Source organism: Streptomyces wuyuanensis (genome assembly GCF_900103455.1).
GTDB classification, from domain to species: domain Bacteria; phylum Actinomycetota; class Actinomycetes; order Streptomycetales; family Streptomycetaceae; genus Streptomyces; species Streptomyces wuyuanensis.
Map to the genome: position 1 here is coordinate 308,755 of NZ_FNHI01000002.1, position 18,399 is coordinate 327,153.

Sequence of the window (18,399 nt, forward strand, 5' to 3'; positions counted from 1 at the left end):
TCCCGCGGGGCCACGGTTCGGCGGGCGCGCCGTGCGGGCCGTGGGAGGGCCCTTGTCCGCCCGGCGGGAGCCGTGGAACATCGCTCCCGTGACACTGACGCGGGGATCCAGGGCCACGGGCTTTGCGCTGTGCGCCGCACTGGCGGCGATCACCGCCTCCTGGATCGTCCGTGATCTCCGCGCGGCCGACGGTCCCGCCGCCCTCTGGTGGTTCTGGGCAGGCGACGGCCGCACGCTGCTCTCCGCACGGCAGCTCACCACCACACTCCACGATCCGCTGCTGCTCGTCGGCTACGCCGTGGCGGGCTTCGCCGCGGGGCGTTCGCGGGTCGCAGCGGGGGCGCTGGTCGCCGCCGCCGTCGTCACGCTCGCCGTGCGGCTGCCGGGGCTGTGGCTGCTCAGCGCGCACTGGATGGACCTCAGGGCGACCGGTGAACTGCGCGGCCGGGCGCTCGTGTCCGTCTTCACCGCACTCGCCGTCGCCGTGGGGCTGATCATCACGGTGGCGGCCGGGCGGCGGCCCGCCGATGCCCCGTACCGCGCGGCTGAGCACGGCACGGCGCCGTACGGTACGGCCCCGCACCAGAGGTCCTCGTACGGCACGGCCCCGCACGGCGGCGGGCCGCCCGCGGCGGGGGCTGCGCGCCCGCGCCGAGGGGCCCTGCTCACCGCCTTCGTGCTGCTCACCGCCGCCGCGGCGGTCCGGGCGGCGTGGGAGCTGTACTGGACGGCCCAACTCCCCGGAAGTTCCTACGCGGGGCGCTTCACCGGCCGGGCCGATCTGCTGCTGCCGCTGCTGGGCGCACCGCCGGGCTGGCTCAACACGGCCGTCGTGGCGCTCTCGCTCACCGCCGCGGGGGGCGTGCTCTTCCGGGCGTCCGTCGCCCGGCCGCTGGGGCTGGCCGCCGCCGGACTGCTGACGGCGAGCGGCATCTCGGGCATCGCGCTGTCCGTGCGCCTGGACCTGCTCGACCACTTCGGCGCGCTGCCGGCCGTGGACCGGCTCACCGTCGGCAGCTGGGTCTTCGAACTCGCCGCGGGCGTAATCACGCTCGGTGTCCTGGCGCGCGGGGACGCAGCGGCGGGGCCGTCGGTCGCGGAGCGGCTCCGCCCCGGGTTCTGGGACCGGGAGCGGGGGACTGGCCGGCCCGGGGCCGAGGTAACTGGGCACCGGGATGGGGGGCCTCACGACCTCGGTGCAGGGGGCGCCGGCCTCGGGCCGCCGCCCTCATCGCCGCCGGGCCGGTGAACCCCGGGGCGCCCGAACACCGCCCCACCGGACCCGCCGTTCGGCCGTCCCTCTGCCGACCGCGGCGGCCGGCGGCACCGGACCGGCGGCTCAGGCCATGCCGAGAGCGCGCTTCAGGAACTCCACCTGGAGCAGCAGGAGGTTCTCCGCCACCTGCTCCTGGGGCGTCATGTGTGTGACGCCGGTCAGCGGGAGCAGTTCATGGGGGCGTCCTGCGGCGAGCAATGCCGAGGACAGTCGCAGGCTGTGTGCCACCACCACATTGTCGTCCACCATCCCATGGATGATCATCAACGGCCGGGCGGGCTCGGCAGGATCGGTGAGTCCGTCGTCCGTGACGAGGGAGTTGGCCGCGTACGACTCGGGCCGCTCCTCCGGGAGGCCGAGGTAGCGCTCCGTGTAGTGGGTGTCGTACAGCCGCCAGTCGGTGACCGGGGCGCCGGCGACCGCCGCGTGGAAGACGTCCGGCCGGCGCAGTACCGCGAGCGCCGCGAGATAGCCGCCGTAGGACCAGCCCCGGACGGCCACACGGCCGAGGTCGAGCGGGAACCGGTCGGCCATCGCGTGCAGCGCCTCGATCTGGTCCTCCAGAGTGACCAGCAGATCGCCCTTGATCGCCTTCTCCCAGCCGGGGGAGCGGCCGGGGGAGCCGCGTCCGTCCGCGACGACCACGCCGAAGCCCTGGTCGGCGAACCACTGGGAGGTGAGGTGCGGATGGTGAGCGGCGACCACCCGCTGGCCGTGCGGCCCGGCATAGGGATCCAGCAGAACCGGAAGTGGACCGTCCGATTCCTGATAGTTGTGCGGAAGCAGCACGGCGCACGGAATTCGCCGTGCGCCCCCTTCGAGGAGCTGTGCGCGGGAGGAAATGACCGGCTCCTCCGCGTATGAAGTGATCGTGGTGACCGGTTTGCCCTCCCTCAGCACCTGGACCACCGAGCCGGCCGCCATCCCGGGCCGCGCCGATGCCAGCACCGTCACCGCCCCCGAACGCACCGCCCCGTGCACCCCCGCGCCCTCCGAGACCCGCACGGCCCCCCGCTCGTCGACCCGGTACACATGGATCTCGCCGACTTCCGGATCCGCCGCCGTCTCGCCGGCCGACGCCGAGACCAGTACGTCCGATTCGCCGATGTCCAGTACCGCCCTGACGTGCAACTGCGGCCCCGTCAGCAGCCGGTCGCCCATCGCCAGCACCCGGGCCCCGCCCTCGTCCGCGATCCGCACCAGCCGCCCGTCCGGCGCCCATGCAGGCACCCCGGCGGACAACTCGACCCACGCCGGGTCCTCGTCGACGTGCACCGTGCGCGTGGCGCCGCTCTCCGTGTCCACGGCGAGATGCAGCGCCGTGCGCTGGTCCCGGGTCTGCACGAGCAGCAGCGGCGCGCCGGCCGACGACCAGTGCACCCGCGCCAGGTACGGATACCGCGCCCGGTCCCAGACCACCTCGGTGCGCGCACCGTCGAGCCCGACGAGCAGCAGCCCCACCTCGGCGTTCGGCGTCCCGGCCGAGGGGTACGCCGCCTGCGCCGGCTCCCGGTCCGGATGCGCCGGGTCCGCGGTCCACCAGCGCCGCACGGGGGAGTCGTCCACCCGCGCCACCAGCAGCCGGTCCGACCCGGGCGACCACCAGAAGCCGCGTGAACGGCCCATCTCCTCGGCCGCGACGAACTCCGCCACTCCGTACGACGTGTGCTCGTCGTCCGGCTCGGCGAGCGCCCGGTCCCCCTCGCCCTCCGCGCCGACGACGCGCAGCGCGCCGCCCGCCGCGTAGGCCACGAGACGCCCGTCCGGCGACGGCCGCGGGTCGATCACCGGCCCGGCGACGGGCAGTTCACGCGCCGTGCCGGCCCGCAGCTCCGCCGTGAACAGCCGCCCGGACAGGGCGAAGGAGGCCAACTCCGCCTCCCGGTCCACCGCGTAGGCGACGATGCCCCCGGACCCCTCGCGACTGCGCTCCCGCCGAGAGCGCTCCTCCGGCGACAACTCCTCGTCCTCGCCGCCCAGCAGCACCCCGGGGTCGGCGGCCACCCGCTCGCGCACCTCGCCCTCGAGGTCCAGCACCCAGAGCCGGTGGGAGCGGTCCGTCCCCGAAGGGGACCTGAGGAAGACCACCCTGGACCCGTCCGGCGCCACGGTGAACGCGCGGGGTGCGCCGAGGGTGAAGCGCTGCGTCCTGGCGTACTGGCGAGGGAAGGAGAGCTGCTGCTTCGAGGTCATGCGACCGAACCTAGCCGAGCGGTCCGCCGTTTTCCGTGGACGTGCACACGGCGGCCCGGACCGTGCGCCCCCGTGTGCTGCCGTGCACCGATCGATGCGGCCGAACGGATAGTTATGATCCGTAGCGCTAGGTGGGTAGGAACCTTCCGGCACATGCATGCTGACCGTTCCCGACCGAATATCTGTGGAGGTGAACCGCCGTGGCACTCTCGATTTCGGCGGTGGTGCTGCTGGCGATCGTCGTCTTCCTGCTGGTCCGGAAATCCGGACTTAAGGCCGGACATGCGGCGGTTTGCATGCTCCTCGGGTTCTACCTCGCCAGCTCCTCGATCGCGCCCACCATCACCGAACTGACGACGAACGTGGCGGGCATGATCGGCGGGCTCAAGTTCTAGTGCGGTGCCTCGTAGGCTGGGAGCCATGACGGATCTCCCAGCCCGTCGTCTGCTCCTGGTGCACGCGCACCCCGACGACGAGTCGATCAACAATGGCGCCACGATGGCCCGGTACGCCGCCGAAGGCGCCCTGGTCACCCTGGTCACCTGCACCCTCGGCGAGGAGGGCGAGGTGATCCCGCCCGGGCTCGCGCATCTCGCCGCGGACGAGGACGACACTCTCGGCGCGCACCGGACCGGTGAACTGGCGGCCGCGATGAAGGAGCTGGGAGTCAGCGACCACCGCTTCCTCGGCGGCGCCGGACGCTTCCGCGACTCCGGGATGATGGGAGTTCCACAGAACCGCCGCCCCGGGGCGTTCTGGAACACTCCGGTGGACGAGGCCGCGCCGTATCTCGTCGAGGTGATCCGCAGCGTACGGCCGCAGGTGCTCATCACCTACGACCCGCAGGGCGGTTACGGGCACCCCGACCACATCCAGGCCCACCGCGTCGCCATGCGCGCGGCGGAGCTCGCCGCCGACCCGGCCTTCCGGAGCGACCTCGGCGAGCCGTACGGCATCGCCAAGATCTACTGGAACCGGGTGCCGCGCTCGGTGGCCGAGGAGGGCTTCGCCCGGCTGCGCGCCGCGAACGTGGAGTTCCCGGGCGTCGCCGACATCGACGACATCCCGGGCGTGGTCGGCGACGCGGAGGTGACCGCGGAGATCGACGGTTCGGGATACGCCGCACAGAAGGCGGCCGCGATGCGCGCCCACGCCACGCAGATCGCCGTGGACGGGCCCTTCTTCGCCCTCTCCAACGACCTCGGTCAGCCGCTGTTCACCACGGAGTACTACCAGTTGGCGCGGGGGACCTCCGGCGCACCCGCGGGCGAACGTGAGCGCGACCTCTTCGCGGGTACGGTCACCGGGGTCGCGACGGGCGGCCCGGGAACCACGGGCGCCGGCGCCGCGACGGACGGCACGGACGCCACGACGACACAGGAGACAGAGCGATGAGCGGGTCCGGAGTGCGGCCGGCCAGGCCTCCCATGGCGGCGCGTGTCGCCGCGTACATCGGCCTCGCCCTCCTCGGCGTGGCCGTCGGCGCCGCCGGTTCGCTGGTCCAAGCCGCCTGGTTCCCGCTCGGGTTGCTCCTGGCGCTGCTCGGCGCGGCCGCCCTCTTCTACGGCGGACTGCGCGCCACCGGCACGCAGCTCGGCGTCGTCGCGCCCGCCGCGGGCTGGGTCGCCGCGGTGCTGTTGCTGAGCGCGGGAAGGCCGGAAGGCGACGGAGTCTTCGCGGGCGGTCTCGGTGAGATCGTCTTCCTGCTCGGGGGGACCGTGCTGGCTGTGATGTGTGCCACCATGACGCGGTTGCCGCAACCGGGCGGGTCTTCCGGCCGACTTGGCAAGTGACGTGTCCCATCTGAGGCCGAATTGCCCACGATCGCTGGGACGGCCGGGGAACGCCGCTTCCCGCAGTCGCCGGATGCGGACCGGTGGCGGCCAGTATGGTGGTGCGCGCCGCCGAGCCGCCCGCAGCAAGAAGAACTAGTAAGAACGGGCGGCGGAGCCAACCGGGAGAACCTGCTTTGAGCCGTGAAACTGACAGTTCGTCCTCCGGCCCCCAGGGGCGTGGCGGAGCCGCGTACCCCTCGGGGACGCCGCCGTACGGATCCCGCCAGTACCCGTCGCTGCACCCGACGCAGGACGCTCCGGAGGAGAGAGCCGAACCCGCGTCCGCGCGGCAATCGGACGAGCCCAGGACCGAGACGACCCTGACGACCCGCATCCGGATCAACATCCCCGGGTCGCGTCCGATCCCGCCGGTGGTCATGCGCACGCCCATGAGCGATCTGGACAAGAAGGGCGCCCCGGCACCCCGCCAGGGGGCCGCCGAGCGCACGGGCAGCACACCGCGCCCGCCCGCGCCCGCCCAGTCCGCCCCGGCGGCCGCCGACGCCGCACGGAACGCGGGCGCGCCCGAGGCACCCGAGAAGCCGGCCGAGGAGAAGACCAGCGACTGGTTCGCCCCGCGCAAGGCACCGAGCCCCACGCCCCCGCCGGCCTCGGTTCCGGCCCAGGCGACCGGCCCCGGCCAGGGACCGAACGCGGTGCCGGGACCGCGTCCCGAAGACACGGGAGCCCACCGGATGCCCGGTGCGCCCGCTCCCCGGAACGGGCAGGCGCCCGGCGCCCAGGGTGCCGGGAACCGGCCCCGCAGCGGTCTCGACGCCCTGTCGGCCGACCTGGACGCGCCCGGCCGCACGGCTCCGGGGCAGCGGCCCGCGGGCGCCGGCCCCGCAGGCCCCACGACCGGCCCCGCCGCCGGCACGTCGCCCTTCGCTCCCGGAGCCCCCGCGGCCCGCGTCCCGGGCGCCGGTGCGCCCGGGGGTGGTCCGGCCGGACCACCGCGGATGAGCGACGACACCGCCGTACTCACCCCGCAGAAGCCCGCGCCCGAACACGGCGCGGGCGGACCCGGCAGCCCGGGCGGGAACGTCTCGGGCGACACGCTCACCAGCGGCATCCCCGTGGTGCCGCCGGAGCACCGCTCGCCGTTCCAGCCCGGTGGCCCCGACGGCGCCGCGTCCCCGTGGCCCTCCGGGCCGGGCGGCGCGGGTCCCGACATCTCGGCGCCCGACTTCCCCGGCCCCGCGGCCGCAGCGGGCACGCCGGGCGCCCCGCCCGCGCGGCCGTCCTCGTCGACCGCCCCGGCGCCGTCCGGCCCGGCGAAGAAGGGCCGGTCCAAGGCGGTGCTCGCCGGCGCGGGCGTGTTCGGCCTGCTCGTCGTCGCCTACGGTGCCGGGCTGCTGCTGAACCACTCCGAGGTGCCCAAGGGCACCACGGTCCTCGGCGTCGACATCGGCGGCGGGACGAAGGAGGACGCCCAGGCCAGGCTGGAGGCGGCGCTCGGCAAGCGCGCCACCTCCCCGCTGCAGCTCAGCGTCGGCGGCCAGAAGGTCCAGCTGGCGCCGGACAAGGCCGGTCTCAGCCTGGACAGCCAGGCCACCGTCCGCGAGGCCGCGGGCAGCGACTACAACCCCGTCTCGGTCATCGGTTCGCTCTTCGGCGGCGAGCGGGTCGCGCAGCCGGTCATCCCGGTCGACGAGGAGAAGCTCGGCGTCGCCCTGACCGACCTGGCGGGCACGTCCGGCTCGGCCTCCGAGGGCACGATCAGGTTCGAACCCGGCAAGGTCGTTCCGGTACCGGGCAAGGCCGGCAAGACGCTGGACGTGCGGCAGTCGATGATCTCGGTGCGGGACGCGTACCGCGCCCAGGTCGAGACGGGACGCGTGAACAACGTCGAACTTCCCGTCGCCACCCGCGAGCCGACCATCACCCAGACCGAGCTGAACCGGGCGATGAAGGAGTTCGCCGAGCCGGCCATGTCCGACCTGGTCACGATCAAGGCCGGCGGCAAGGAGATCCAGTTCGGACCGGCGAGGTCCCTGCCGAAGATCCTTTCGATGAAGGCGGTCGACGGTCGGCTCGTCGAGGTCTACAACAAGCAGGCCATCACGGAGCTGCTGGACGGGGTCTTCGACGGGATCATGGTCACCAAGGGCGACGGAAAGCAGTACCCGCTGTCCGCGGACGACGTCGCCTCCGCGATGCAGAAGGCGCTGCTCGGCAAGACGCCCGAGGAACGCACCCAGACGATCGAGCTCGACGGCCAGGGCTGAGCCCAGCCGCCGCGCCGTCCGAGCCCCCGTCCCGGCCTCCGGGAGCCGGGGGCTCGGTCGTGTACGCGTACCGGCCGGCGGCGGCCCTCGTGGGCTCGTCGGCGCGGGCCCCCTCGGCGCGGTCATGGGCTTCTTCGCCTGGCTCGCGGCAGGGTCCGCCGCCGCGGCCTCGCGGGCGGCGCCGTGCGCACCGCCCTGGCCCCGTACGAGGAGGCGTTCCGGGCGACCTCCCACGAGTCCTTCCACGAGATCCGGCCCAGGAGGAGCGCCAGGCCCCGGTCCCGGCCGACGCCCGTGGTTCCCCGCCCGCCGCCGTGCGCCTGCCCGCCGGGCCGGGGGTACCGAGGCCGGAACGCCGTCGCCGTCGGCGGATGCTGCGACGCCCGGTGTGGCGACGAGGGCACGGAGTGACGGCCCGGGGCCGCCGTACGGCCGCACACCGGCGTTCACGGGGCCGGTGGCCCCGGCCGTGCCGCGCACGGGGCGAGGCGGTGGCCGGGAGAACCGCCCCCGCGCTCCCCGCGCTCCCCGCGGTCCCCGCCGGTCCCACGACGCCCCGCAGCCGAGCGCCTCGGGTCACGATCGACCGGTGTGGCTGTGTGCCTCGGTTCGGTACCGCCGTGACCGAGTGAGCCCCGGTTCGGCACCGGCGCGGCCGGCGCGGCGCTGTGCCTCAGTTCAGCATCGACCGCGCCGCGTGCGCCTTGCGTCGTATCGCCGCCGCGGTCGCCGGTTCGACCGCCGAGACGACCTCCGCGTATGCCTCCATCTCCGCCGCCCCCATGAGGAAGTCGCCGCGCTGGACGAGTAGTTGAGCGCGGTCGAAGCGGAGGCGGGCGGGGTGGGACGGGAGGAGCAGGGAGAGCTCGACGGCCCAGAGTGCGACGTCCGTGTGCTCGGGGCGGGCGGCTGCCCAGGCACGGATGTTGTTGAGGATGCGGAGGACGATCTCCAGCGGGCCCGCCGGGGTCATCATCGAGGGGTCGAGCGGGGCGCCCGTCGTGCCCACGACGAGCAGTTCCGCGTCCGGACCCGTCAGCAGGCGCCCGCCGGCGAACGGGTCCGCCATCACCGGCTGCTCCGGGTCGCCGAAGCCGACCACGAAGTGGCCCGGAAGCGCCAGCCCGTAGACGGGCGCCCCGGCCCGGCGGGCCACCTCCATCCAGACGACCGAGAGCAGGATCGGCAGCCCGCGGCGGCGGCGCAGCACCTCGTGCAGGAGGGACGACTCCAGCCGCTGGTAGCAGTCGGGGGTGCCGTGGAAGCCGCAGCTCTCGCCGAGCAGCGACGACAGCGCGGCCACCCAGTTGTGCGGTCCGGTGATCCCGTACGGCAGCAGGCCCGCGAGCCGGTCCAGCTCGATCTCGGCGGCGTCGAGTCCCACATCGTCCAGCTGCGGATCGGCCTCCGCGCCCACGAGCAGGCACAGTTTCGCGAGGTCGGGCCGCTCGGAGCGGGCCTCCTCGGCGAACCGGCGGCGCCGGCCCGTGGCCTCGGGAGGTGGCGGTTGCATATGCGTCTCGTACCCGCTCAGGAAGATCGGGAGTATCGGAAGTGGTGATAGAGGTGGTGTACGGCGAGTCCCATCCCCTCGTACAGGGCCAGCGCCCCGTCGTTGTCCGACTCGACCTGCAGCCAGGCAGCCGAGGCGCCCTCGTCCAGGGCCCGCCGGGCCAGTGCCGCCATCACGGCCGTCGCCAGCCCCTGCCTGCGGTACGCGGGGTCGACCTCGACCGCCATGAAGCCCGCCCAGCGGCCGTCGACCACACACCGGCCGATCGCGGCCGGGACGTCGGATTCTCCGGAGATGGTGGCGAACCACACCGATGGCCCGCCGCCCAGTACCTTCAGCACATGTGGCCCCGGCACACCGAACCGCTGGTAGCGCCGTAGCCAGGGCTCGTCCACGGATCGGCCCAGTCGCACTCGCCGCACGTCGGCGTCCAGGTCGCCGATCGGTGCGAGCCCGCCCGTGCGCAGCTCCGCGGTGACCTCCCGTTCCCAGCCCCGCTCGGCCAGCGCGGCGCAGAGCCGCTCCTGGGTCCCCTCCGCGCCGGTCGCGGTCTGGACGTAGGCCGGAAGGCCGCGTTCGGCGTACCAGGCCCGTGCGCGCGCCAGGGCGTCGTCCACGGGTATGCCCGGGTCGCCGAGCGGCAGCACCGAGTTCGCCCGCCGGGTGAAGCCCGAGGCGGCGCGCAGCACCCACTCGCCCAGCTGTTCGCTCTCCACCGGTTGCCAGGCGCGGGCCGAGACGCGCGCCAGTTCCTCGAAGGACGCTGCCGGCATGCCCCGCCGACGTGCCGGCGCCGCAGGGACGACCTTGCCCGCGACCAGCGAGGATTCCGGAATGCGGACGGTCTCGCCGGTCCTGCGTGTGATCAGCAGCACACCCCCGGTCCATGATGTGAGAACCCCGACCGTGTCGGTGAACTTCGCCGCCCCGTCCGCCGACTCGGCGCGCCGCCGGACCGACACGCGTTTTCCCACGTCAGAAGGGGTGATGCGGACCTCCAGTCGTCCGCCTGCGGTGAATTCCACAGCTCAGTCCTCCCCTCCTGTTCGGATCATCCCCCGGAACGGAGATACTAGGTGCGGGCATCGACGACGCCGCGCTCCCGCGCAGCCCCGCGGCGAGCCGCAGACCGGACGCCGCGCCCTACCGAGGAGGAACGACAGCGTGACCTACGTCATCGCGCAGCCTTGTGTCGACGTCAAGGACAAGGCGTGCATCGAGGAGTGCCCCGTCGACTGCATCTACGAGGGCCAGCGGTCCTTGTACATCCACCCGGACGAATGCGTCGACTGTGGTGCCTGTGAGCCGGTCTGCCCGGTCGAGGCGATCTTCTACGAGGACGACACCCCCGAGGAGTGGAAGGACTACTACAAGGCGAACGTCGAGTTCTTCGACGAGCTCGGTTCGCCCGGTGGCGCCTCCAAGCTGGGCCTGATCGAGCGCGACCACCCCTTCATCGCCGCACTGCCGCCGCAGAACGGCTGATCCGCGTCCCCGGTCCCGTACGGTGCGTCCGCCGTGCGGGACCGCGGCGTTTGCGCCGGTCCCGAGGTCCGGCGCGGGACAGCGCCGGCCGCGAGCCGGCGGCCCCGGCCGGTCCGGCCGTCGACAGGTCGGCGCCTCGCCGTACGAACGAGAAAGTGAGCACCGTGTCCGCCGTATCGTCCCGACTCCCCGTCTTCCCCTGGGACAAGCTGGAGCCGTACAAAGCGACCGCCGCGGCCCACCCGGACGGCATCGTCGACCTCTCCGTCGGCACGCCCGTCGACCCGGTCCCGGACCTGGTCCGGCAGGCCCTCGTCGCCGCCGCGGACTCGCCCGGCTATCCGACGGTCTGGGGCACGCCCGCGCTGCGGGACGCGCTGGTGTCGTGGTGCGGGCGGCGGCTCGGTGCGGTGTCCTTCTCCCACACCCATGTGCTGCCGGTCGTGGGGTCCAAGGAGCTGGTGGCCTGGCTGCCGACCCAGCTCGGCCTGGGTGCCGGCGACGAGGTGGCGTACCCGCGCCTGGCCTACCCGACCTACGAGGTCGGGGCGCGGCTCTGCGGGGCGACGCCGGTGGTCTACGACGACCCGGTCGCCGATCTCGACCCCGCCGGGCTGAAGCTCCTGTGGCTGAACTCGCCGTCCAACCCGACCGGCCGGGTCCTCGCCAAGGACGAGCTGACCCGGATCGTCGCCTGGGCGCGCGCGCACGGCGTGCTGGTCTTCAGCGACGAGTGCTACCTGGAGCTGGGCTGGGAGGCGGAGCCCGTCTCCGTGCTGCACCCGGACGTCTGCGGCGGCACGTACGAGGGGATCGTCTCGGTCCACTCGCTGTCGAAGCGCTCCAACCTCGCCGGCTACCGCGCGGCCTTCGTCGCGGGCGACCCGGCCGTGCTCGGCGAGCTGCTGCAGATCCGCAAGCACGGCGGGATGATGACGCCCGCGCCGGTGCAGGCGGCCACGGTCGCGGCCCTCGGCGACGACACGCACGTCGCCGAGCAGCGGGCCCGGTACGCGGCCCGGCGCCTCGCCCTGCGCGAGGCCCTGCTGAAGCACGGCTTCCGGATCGAGCACAGCGAGGCGAGCCTCTACCTGTGGGCGACACGGGACGAACCGTGCTGGGACACGGTGGCGCACCTGGCGGAGCTGGGCGTCCTGGTCGCGCCCGGCGACTTCTACGGCGAGGCGGGGGAGCGGTTCGTACGGGTCGCCTTCACGGCGACCGACGAGCGGGTCGAGGCTGCGGTCAAGCGCCTCGGGTGACCGGCCGACCGTCGAAGGGCGGTCGCCGTGTCCTGGCCGACGGCGTACGGAAGGGCCCTCGGAACTCCCGAGGGCCCTTCCGTGTGTTCGGCACGCTCCGGGGTGGATCAGAGCGGAAGGCCCTGCACCGGCAGCTCGCCGGCCGGCAGCGCGGCGCCCGCGTCCGGGAGGCCCCCGCCGGCCAGGTCCTGGGCGGCGGGCAGACCCTGCGCCGACGCGGAACCGGCGGTCTCGCCGAGGACGCCCGCGGTGCTGCCCGCGGCCTGTCCGGCGGTCTCCTGCGCCGCCGGGAGGCCGGTCTCGGCCGCGCCGCCCAGGGTGCCCGCGGCGGCCGGGAGCGTCGTGCCGACCACCCTGCCGCCCGCCTCGTTCGCCGTGCCGGCGGCCTCGCGCGCGGCGCCGTCGACGGCGGAACCGGCCTCGGCGCCGGCCTCGGCGCCGTCGAGCTGGGTCAGGCCGCCGTTGCCCAGGTCACGGGTGGGGAGGTCCACGGCGTTCGCGGAGCCGGCCGCACCGACCACGGGAGCTGCCCCGGCTGCGACGAGCAGCGCGGCACGGGCGATCCGACGGGTCAGGGGGAGGGACATGATGCTCCTTCGACGAGAAGACGTTGGGTGGTGACTGCGGTCGATGTCCGGTGATCGGACGCACTGACAACCCCTCGGAGGGCGGGGAAGGTTGCGGTGGCGCAAGGTAAAGACTTTGCAATGCATCGCATAATCGGCTGTGGACAAAAACGGGCGAACAATATGCGCGCGGACAGTCTGCCGAACCGTCACTTCCCTTATTTCCCAAGGGAATTGTGGGTCCGTCCCGGAACGGTTCGAACACGCCGTGGAAACTCCGCGACGGGGGGCGCCGCATAACTCGGGAGAGTGTCGGGTCGGACGGATGCCCGACCGGAAATGCCGCACGCGTCACCGCGCGACGGAGAGGACACCACCGGGTCGGGCCTCATGGCGAGGAGCTTTCGCGGCCTTTCCGCTCGCGGCGTCTCCGCGGCGGGAGTCACGGTCTCCGGAGAGCCGGTCCCGCGGTGGGAGGCGCAGTCCCCGCCCGGCCGTGGCCCACGACGGCGTGCGCGCCCCTCCGGATCCGTCCCGCCCCGTTGCCCGGCGCCGTGCGGCGCCGCCCCGAAGGGCGGCCGGACCAGAGGGTCAGCGGGCGATCCGGATGCGGACCCCCGCGCCGTCCGACTCGGCCGTGCGCCAGCCCTCGTCGGCCTCCTCCGCACTCCAGACCTTCCCGGCGAACGAGATCTCGGAGATCCGCAGTTCCGCGGCCTTCGCGACGGCCCAGTGGGCCAGTTCCCAGCCGCGGCGGTCGGCATCGCCGGCGGTCCGGGCGGTCGAGGCGACCGGAACCGTCAGTTCGGACGCCTGCGGAGAGCCCGTCCGCCCCTTTCCGCCGGCCGCGGGAAGAACCCCCGAACCGAAGGAACGCGCCAGCTCGGCACGGACCTTCGCCGGATCGCCGGGTTTGGTGGAGGGCGTGGCCGTGCAGGTCAGCGACGCCGAGGCGCGGCCGGTGAGCGCCGCGGAGAGAAGCGAGGCGTCCGGCTCGTGCTTGGCGTACGCCTGCGGGAAGCCGCTGCGCTGGACCCGCTGGGCCGCGACCGTCAGCGGCAGCCGCGAGTAGCCGGGCACCTCGGCGAGGTGTTCGTAGAAGGCCCCGGCGGAGTACACCGGGTCGAGGATCTGCTGCGGAGTGCCCCAGCCCTGCGACGGGCGCTGCTGGAAGAGCCCCAGGGAGTCGCGGTCGCCGTGCCGGATGTTCCGCAGCGCGGACTCCTGGAGGGCCGTCGCCAGCGCGATGGTGACCGCTCGCTCCGGCATCCCCCTGGTCGTGCCGACGGCGGAGATCGTGGCGGCGTTGGCCGCCATCTCGGGGCTGAGTTCGTACGACGAGCCGCCGCCCTCGCCGTCGTCCGGGCCGGGGCGGTCCGTGCCCTCTCCGTCGCCGGAGCGGACCACACAGCGGGGTGCGCCGTCGCCGCTCACGTACTGCACGACCACGTACGCGACCAGGGCCAGAAGTACGGCGAACGCGGCCGCGAGGCGAAGGGAGCGGCCGCGCCGGGCGGGGGAGGCGGTCTTGGTCACGGCGCCCACCGTACTGGAGGCCCGTGAACGGCCCGGCGGCCACCTCGCGCGGTACCCGGGCGCCCGGCGCCGGAGCCGGGCCCGGACCGCCCGAGCCGGCCGGACCGCCCGAGCCGGCCGGACCGCCCGAGCCGGCCGGACCGCCCGCCGGGGGCTCCGGCGGCGTACCCGCGGACCGGCAGCGGTGCGACGCGGGGCGAACGTTGCCCGATGCGGCGCTAGGGTCGTAACCATGTCCGAAAGCGCGCTTGATCTCACTCTGGACGGCCCGGCGCTCACCGCACGGCTCGTCGACTTCCCGTCGGTCAGCGGCGACGAGAAGCCCCTCGCCGACGCGATCGAGCACGCGCTGCGTGCCCTGCCCCACCTCACCGTCGACCGTTACGGCAACAACGTGGTCGCCCGGACGAACCTGGGCCGCTCCGAACGCGTGGTCCTGGCCGGGCACATCGACACCGTGCCGATCGCGGACAACGTCCCCTCCCGGCTCGACGAGAACGGTGTCCTGTGGGGCTGTGGCACCTCGGACATGAAGTCGGGGGTCGCCGTCCAGTTGCGGATCGCCGCGACCGTGCCCGAGCCCAACCGCGACCTGACGTTCGTCTTCTACGACAACGAGGAGGTCGCCGCACACCTCAACGGTCTCGGACATGTCGCGGACACCCACCCCGACTGGCTGGAGGGCGATTTCGCCGTCCTGCTCGAGCCCTCCGACGGCCAGGTGGAGGGCGGCTGCCAGGGGACTCTCCGTGTCCATCTCCGTACGACCGGGGAACGCGCACACTCCGCCCGCAGCTGGATGGGGTTCAACGCGGTCCACGCCGCCGGCCCGATCCTGGCCCGGCTCGCCGCCTACGAGCCGCGCCGCCCCGTGATCGACGGCCTGAGGTACCACGAGGGGCTGAACGCCGTCGGGATCGAGGGCGGTGTGGCGACGAACGTCATCCCCGACTCGTGCACCGTCGTGATCAACTACCGCTACGCCCCGGACCGGACCATGGCGGAGGCCGAGGCCCACGTCCGCGAGGTGTTCGCGGACTGCGACATCGCCGAGTTCATCGTCGACGACCACACCGGTGGGGCCCTGCCCGGCCTCTCGCACCCGGCCGCGGCCGCGTTCATGGAGGCCGTCGGCGGCACGGCACAGCCCAAGTTCGGCTGGACCGACGTGTCGCGCTTCAGCGCACTGGGCGTCCCCGCGGTCAACTACGGTCCGGGCGACGCGCTCTTCGCCCACCGGCGGGACGAGCACGTGGCCGTCGACAAGATCACACACTGTGAGGAGCGGCTGCGGCAGTGGCTCACCGTGTGACCCCCGGCGCGTGACGTCACCGGGCGGACCGAGGGCGGGGCGCCCCGTGACGGGACCGTGCGCAGCGCGTGACGGTCGTCCGTGGCGATCACCGGGCGGACCGCCTCGGCACTGACTTCCTCGTATCCGACCTCCGGAATTTCGCTCTTGTCCATCTCCGGCGACCTACCCTGACCTGGAACGTGCACCACAGCGGAGGGAGCAGGTCATGGGCAGTCCCGAGGAAGCACGGCCGGAGGAGCAGCGGCTGGGTCCGGTGGTGCGGCGCAGGGATCAGATCCAGCCCGGCACCACGGACCAGCGTCTGCTGGACACCGAGGGCGATTCGCAGTGGGTGCACACCGATCCGTGGCGGGTCATGCGCATCCAGTCGGAGTTCGTGGAGGGCTTCGGCGCCCTGGCCGAACTGCCCAGCGCCATCAGCGTCTTCGGGTCGGCCCGGACCGCCCCCGGCACCCCCGAGTACGACGCCGCCGTGCGGATCGGCAGGGCCCTGGTCGACGCCGGCTTCGCCGTGATCACCGGAGGCGGACCGGGGGCGATGGAGGCCGCCAACCGCGGTGCGCGGGAGGCGGGCGGCATCTCGGTCGGGCTGGGCATCGAACTGCCCTTCGAGCAGGGCCTCAACCCGCACGTCGACATCGGCGTGAACTTCCGCTACTTCTTCGTCCGCAAGACGATGTTCGTCAAGTACGCGCAGGGCTTCGTGGTCATGCCCGGCGGCTTCGGCACGCTCGACGAACTGTTCGAGGCGCTCACCCTCGTCCAGACCGGGAAGGTGACCCGCTTCCCCGTGGTGCTCTTCGGGTCTGCGTACTGGTCCGGCCTGGTCGACTGGCTGCGCGGGACGGTCGTCGCCGAGGGCAAGGCGTCCGCGCGCGACCTGCTGCTCTTCCACGTCACGGACGACGTGGACGAGGCCGTCGCCCTGGTCACCAAGGAGACCGGACCGCCGCCGCCGATTCCGTACGAGGGCTACGAGGCCTGAGCGGGCGGGGCCCGGCCCGCCACGGCGCCCGGGGCACGAGCACCGGCCGCCCGGGGACGCCGCCGGCCGCCGGGTACCCGGACAGCCGCCGTCGAGGGCCGGCCCCGGCCGCGGGCGGGAGTCTCAGGCGAGTCCCCGGCGGGCGACCGCCGGGGGCCGGTGCCCGGCGATGGAGGCCACCATGTCCAGCACCTGCCGGGTCTCCGCCACCTCGTGCACCCGGTACACCCGGGCGCCGAGCCAGGCGGACACCGCGGTCGTGGCCAGCGTGCCGATCACCCGCTCCTTGACCGGGCGGTCGAGGGTCTCCCCGACGAAGTCCTTGTTCGACAGGGAGACCAGCACCGGCCAGCCCGTCTTCGTCATCTCGCCGAGCCTGCGGGTCGCCTCCAGCGAGTGACGGGTGTTCTTCCCGAAGTCGTGGCCCGGGTCGATGAGGATCCCGTCCCGGCGCACACCGAGTTCCAGCGCACGCTCCGCCAGCCCGGTCGTCACCCGCAGGATGTCCGCCATCACGTCGTCGTACGCGATCCGGTGCGGCCGCGTCCGCGGCTCGGCCCCGCCCGCGTGCGTGCAGACCAGGCCCGCCCCGTACCGGGCGGCCACTTCGGCCAGTCCGGGATCGACCCCGCCCCAGGCGTCGTTGAGCAGGTCGGCGCCCGCCTCGCAGACGGCGGCGCCCACGTCGTGCCGCCAGGTGTCCACGCTGATCACCACGTCCGGGAAGCGCCTGCGCACCTCGGCGACGAAGCCGACCGTGCGGCGCGCCTCCTCCTTGGCGGACACCTCCTCCCCGGGACCGGCCTTCACCCCGCCGATGTCGATGATGGCGGCGCCCTCGGACACCGCCTGCTCGACACGGGCGAGAGCCGGCTCGTCGCGGAACGTGGCGCCCTGGTCGTAGAAGGAGTCCGGCGTCCGGTTCACGATCGCCATGATCACTGGCTCGTGCGCGCCGAACTCGCGCCGCCCCAGCCGCAGAGTCCCGTCGTGCATCCCCTGCATCCGCTGTTTCCTCCTCGCGATCGGTCGCCTGCGACCTTAACCGTCGGTGGCGCATGGCACGATCGGCAGCGGACGGTTTCCTGCTCCGGGGAGAGGCGCGCTCGTGTTCTGGTTCTTGCTCATCGCGATGGTCGTGGTCGTCGCCGCGGTCACCCTGGCGGTGATCGGCGGCGGTGACAAGGCGGTGCTCCCGGAGGTGGCGCCGGAGCGCCTGGTGGACCCGCTGCCGCTGACGCGCCCCGTGAGCCGCGCGGACGTCGACGCGCTGCGCCTGCCCGTCACGGCGCGGGGCTACCGGATGCTCGACGTCGACGAGGTCCTCGGGCGGCTGGGCGCGGAACTGGCCGAGCGCGACGCGCGGATCGCCGAGCTGGAGTCCGCGCTGGCGGGCCGGCAGGCGACGGCGGTCAGTCCGGCCGGACTCTTCGACAAGCGCCCCGAGGACGTGCCGCGGGAGCGGTCGGCGTTCTTCGAGAAGGCCGGCGAGGAGCGCCCGGCCTCGGAGAACGGCGCGGGAGCGCCGGACACCCCGGACGTCCCGCCCGGGCGCCACGGCGCTCTCGGCGAGGAGACCGGGCGGGAAGACGGGGAGCAGCCGCGATGAGCGGCGGTGCCGTGGCCGGCCCGGACGGGCGTCTGCGCTGCCCCTGGGGCCTGTCCGCCGAGGACTACGTCAGGTACCACGACGAGGAGTGGGGCCGTCCCGTCCGCGGGGACGACGCGCTGTTCGAGCGGCTCGCGCTGGAGGCCTTCCAGTCGGGGCTCTCCTGGATCACCATCCTGCGCCGCCGCGAGGGCTTCCGGGAGGCGTTCGCCGGCTTCCGGATCGCCTCGGTCGCGGCCTTCGGCGACGCCGACAGGGAGCGCCTGCTGGCCGACGCGGGGATCATCCGCAACCGTTCCAAGATCGAGGCGACCATCGCCAACGCCCAGGTGCTGGCCGGCTGGGCGGAGGGTGAGCTCGACGCCCTGATCTGGTCGTACGCACCGGATCCGGCCGTCCGCCAGGCGCCGCGCACGGTGGCGGACGTCCCGGCGGTCACCGACGAGTCCACCGCCCTGTCCAAGGACCTCAAGAAGCGCGGTCTTCGCTTCATCGGCCCCACCACGGCCTACGCACTGATGCAGGCCTGCGGTCTGGTCGACGACCATCTCGCGGACTGCGTGGCCCGCGGGAGCCGGGGCACGGGCTGACTCGGC

The 18,399-nt window shown here is 73.8% G+C and carries 17 protein-coding genes; 11 read left to right on the plus strand and 6 right to left on the minus strand.

Features of this window, described 5'->3' with window-relative positions; all coding sequences use genetic code 11:
* Nucleotides 1-88 precede the first annotated feature (88 nt).
* Complete coding sequence (locus BLT82_RS04475; protein WP_093652480.1) at nt 89-1,249, plus strand: hypothetical protein; 1,161 nt, start codon at nt 89-91, stop codon at nt 1,247-1,249.
* A 90-nt stretch (nt 1,250-1,339) separates the two neighbouring features.
* On the opposite strand, the gene BLT82_RS04480 is transcribed toward BLT82_RS04475, so the two are convergent.
* Nucleotides 1,340-3,469 (minus strand): S9 family peptidase, encoded by a 2,130-nt coding sequence (locus tag BLT82_RS04480; RefSeq protein ID WP_093652481.1) that lies wholly within the window; start codon nt 3,467-3,469, stop codon nt 1,340-1,342.
* A gap of 200 nt (nt 3,470-3,669) precedes the next feature.
* Between BLT82_RS04480 and BLT82_RS04485 the strand changes: the two genes are divergently transcribed.
* The 4 genes from BLT82_RS04485 (at nt 3,670) to BLT82_RS04505 (ending at nt 7,532) form a co-directional block, all read left to right on the plus strand.
* Nucleotides 3,670-3,864, plus strand: coding sequence for a DUF2304 family protein (locus tag BLT82_RS04485; RefSeq protein ID WP_093652482.1), 195 nt, complete (start codon nt 3,670-3,672; stop codon nt 3,862-3,864).
* A 25-nt stretch (nt 3,865-3,889) separates the two neighbouring features.
* Nucleotides 3,890-4,864 carry an N-acetyl-1-D-myo-inositol-2-amino-2-deoxy-alpha-D-glucopyranoside deacetylase gene (mshB, locus tag BLT82_RS04490; RefSeq protein ID WP_093652483.1) on the plus strand — a complete coding sequence of 325 codons (975 nt, stop codon included), beginning with the start codon at nt 3,890-3,892 and terminating at the stop codon, nt 4,862-4,864.
* Complete coding sequence (locus tag BLT82_RS04495) at nt 4,861-5,262, plus strand: DUF6113 family protein (RefSeq protein WP_093652484.1); 402 nt, start codon at nt 4,861-4,863, stop codon at nt 5,260-5,262. Before mshB ends, BLT82_RS04495 begins: the two co-directional genes overlap by 4 nt.
* A 176-nt stretch (nt 5,263-5,438) precedes the next feature.
* Nucleotides 5,439-7,532 (plus strand): peptidoglycan binding domain-containing protein, encoded by a 2,094-nt coding sequence (locus tag BLT82_RS04505; RefSeq protein ID WP_208867695.1) that lies wholly within the window; start codon nt 5,439-5,441, stop codon nt 7,530-7,532.
* Nucleotides 7,533-8,205: 673 nt separating this feature from the next.
* Here BLT82_RS04505 and BLT82_RS04510 read toward each other — a convergent pair.
* Together BLT82_RS04510 and BLT82_RS04515 are read right to left on the minus strand one after the other, a co-directional pair.
* Nucleotides 8,206-9,045 (minus strand): transglutaminase family protein, encoded by an 840-nt coding sequence (locus BLT82_RS04510; RefSeq protein ID WP_093652485.1) that lies wholly within the window; start codon nt 9,043-9,045, stop codon nt 8,206-8,208.
* A gap of 17 nt (nt 9,046-9,062) precedes the next feature.
* Complete coding sequence (locus BLT82_RS04515) at nt 9,063-10,070, minus strand: GNAT family N-acetyltransferase (protein ID WP_093652486.1); 1,008 nt, start codon at nt 10,068-10,070, stop codon at nt 9,063-9,065.
* Nucleotides 10,071-10,209: 139 nt separating this feature from the next.
* Between BLT82_RS04515 and fdxA the strand changes: the two genes are divergently transcribed.
* Nucleotides 10,210-10,530 carry a ferredoxin gene (gene fdxA / locus BLT82_RS04520; protein ID WP_010474859.1) on the plus strand — a complete coding sequence of 107 codons (321 nt, stop codon included), beginning with the start codon at nt 10,210-10,212 and terminating at the stop codon, nt 10,528-10,530.
* Between the two features lie 164 nt (nt 10,531-10,694).
* The gene (dapC, locus tag BLT82_RS04525) at nt 10,695-11,792 is read left to right on the plus strand and encodes a succinyldiaminopimelate transaminase (RefSeq protein WP_093652686.1); all 1,098 of its coding nucleotides are present in this window, start codon (nt 10,695-10,697) and stop codon (nt 11,790-11,792) included.
* Nucleotides 11,793-11,899: 107 nt separating this feature from the next.
* On the opposite strand, the gene BLT82_RS04530 is transcribed toward dapC, so the two are convergent.
* Together BLT82_RS04530 and BLT82_RS04535 are read right to left on the minus strand one after the other, a co-directional pair.
* Entirely contained in the window at nt 11,900-12,379 is a 480-nt protein-coding gene (locus BLT82_RS04530; RefSeq protein WP_093652487.1) for an ATP-binding protein, read from the minus strand.
* Nucleotides 12,380-12,949: 570 nt separating this feature from the next.
* Entirely contained in the window at nt 12,950-13,894 is a 945-nt protein-coding gene (locus BLT82_RS04535) for a VldE C-terminal domain-containing protein (RefSeq protein ID WP_244291831.1), read from the minus strand.
* 232 nt (nt 13,895-14,126) lie between these two features.
* Here BLT82_RS04535 and dapE point away from each other — a divergent pair, with 232 nt between their 5' ends.
* Both dapE and BLT82_RS04545 read left to right on the plus strand, forming a co-directional pair.
* Nucleotides 14,127-15,206: a succinyl-diaminopimelate desuccinylase gene (gene dapE / locus BLT82_RS04540; RefSeq protein ID WP_093652489.1), complete on the plus strand. Its 1,080-nt coding sequence runs from the start codon at nt 14,127-14,129 to the stop codon at nt 15,204-15,206.
* A 208-nt stretch (nt 15,207-15,414) separates the two neighbouring features.
* Entirely contained in the window at nt 15,415-16,194 is a 780-nt protein-coding gene (locus BLT82_RS04545; RefSeq protein WP_093652490.1) for an LOG family protein, read from the plus strand.
* A 123-nt stretch (nt 16,195-16,317) separates the two neighbouring features.
* Here the strand turns inward: BLT82_RS04545 and folP are convergent, their stop codons facing one another.
* Complete coding sequence (gene folP / locus BLT82_RS04550) at nt 16,318-17,190, minus strand: dihydropteroate synthase (RefSeq protein ID WP_093652687.1); 873 nt, start codon at nt 17,188-17,190, stop codon at nt 16,318-16,320.
* Between the two features lie 112 nt (nt 17,191-17,302).
* Here folP and BLT82_RS04555 point away from each other — a divergent pair, with 112 nt between their 5' ends.
* Nucleotides 17,303-17,803, plus strand: a complete 501-nt coding sequence (locus BLT82_RS04555; RefSeq protein ID WP_093652491.1) for a hypothetical protein — start codon at nt 17,303-17,305, stop codon at nt 17,801-17,803.
* Complete coding sequence (locus BLT82_RS04560) at nt 17,800-18,393, plus strand: DNA-3-methyladenine glycosylase I (RefSeq protein ID WP_093652492.1); 594 nt, start codon at nt 17,800-17,802, stop codon at nt 18,391-18,393. The genes BLT82_RS04555 and BLT82_RS04560 overlap by 4 nt, the downstream gene beginning before the upstream one ends.
* The last annotated feature ends 6 nt before the right edge of the window (nt 18,394-18,399 follow it).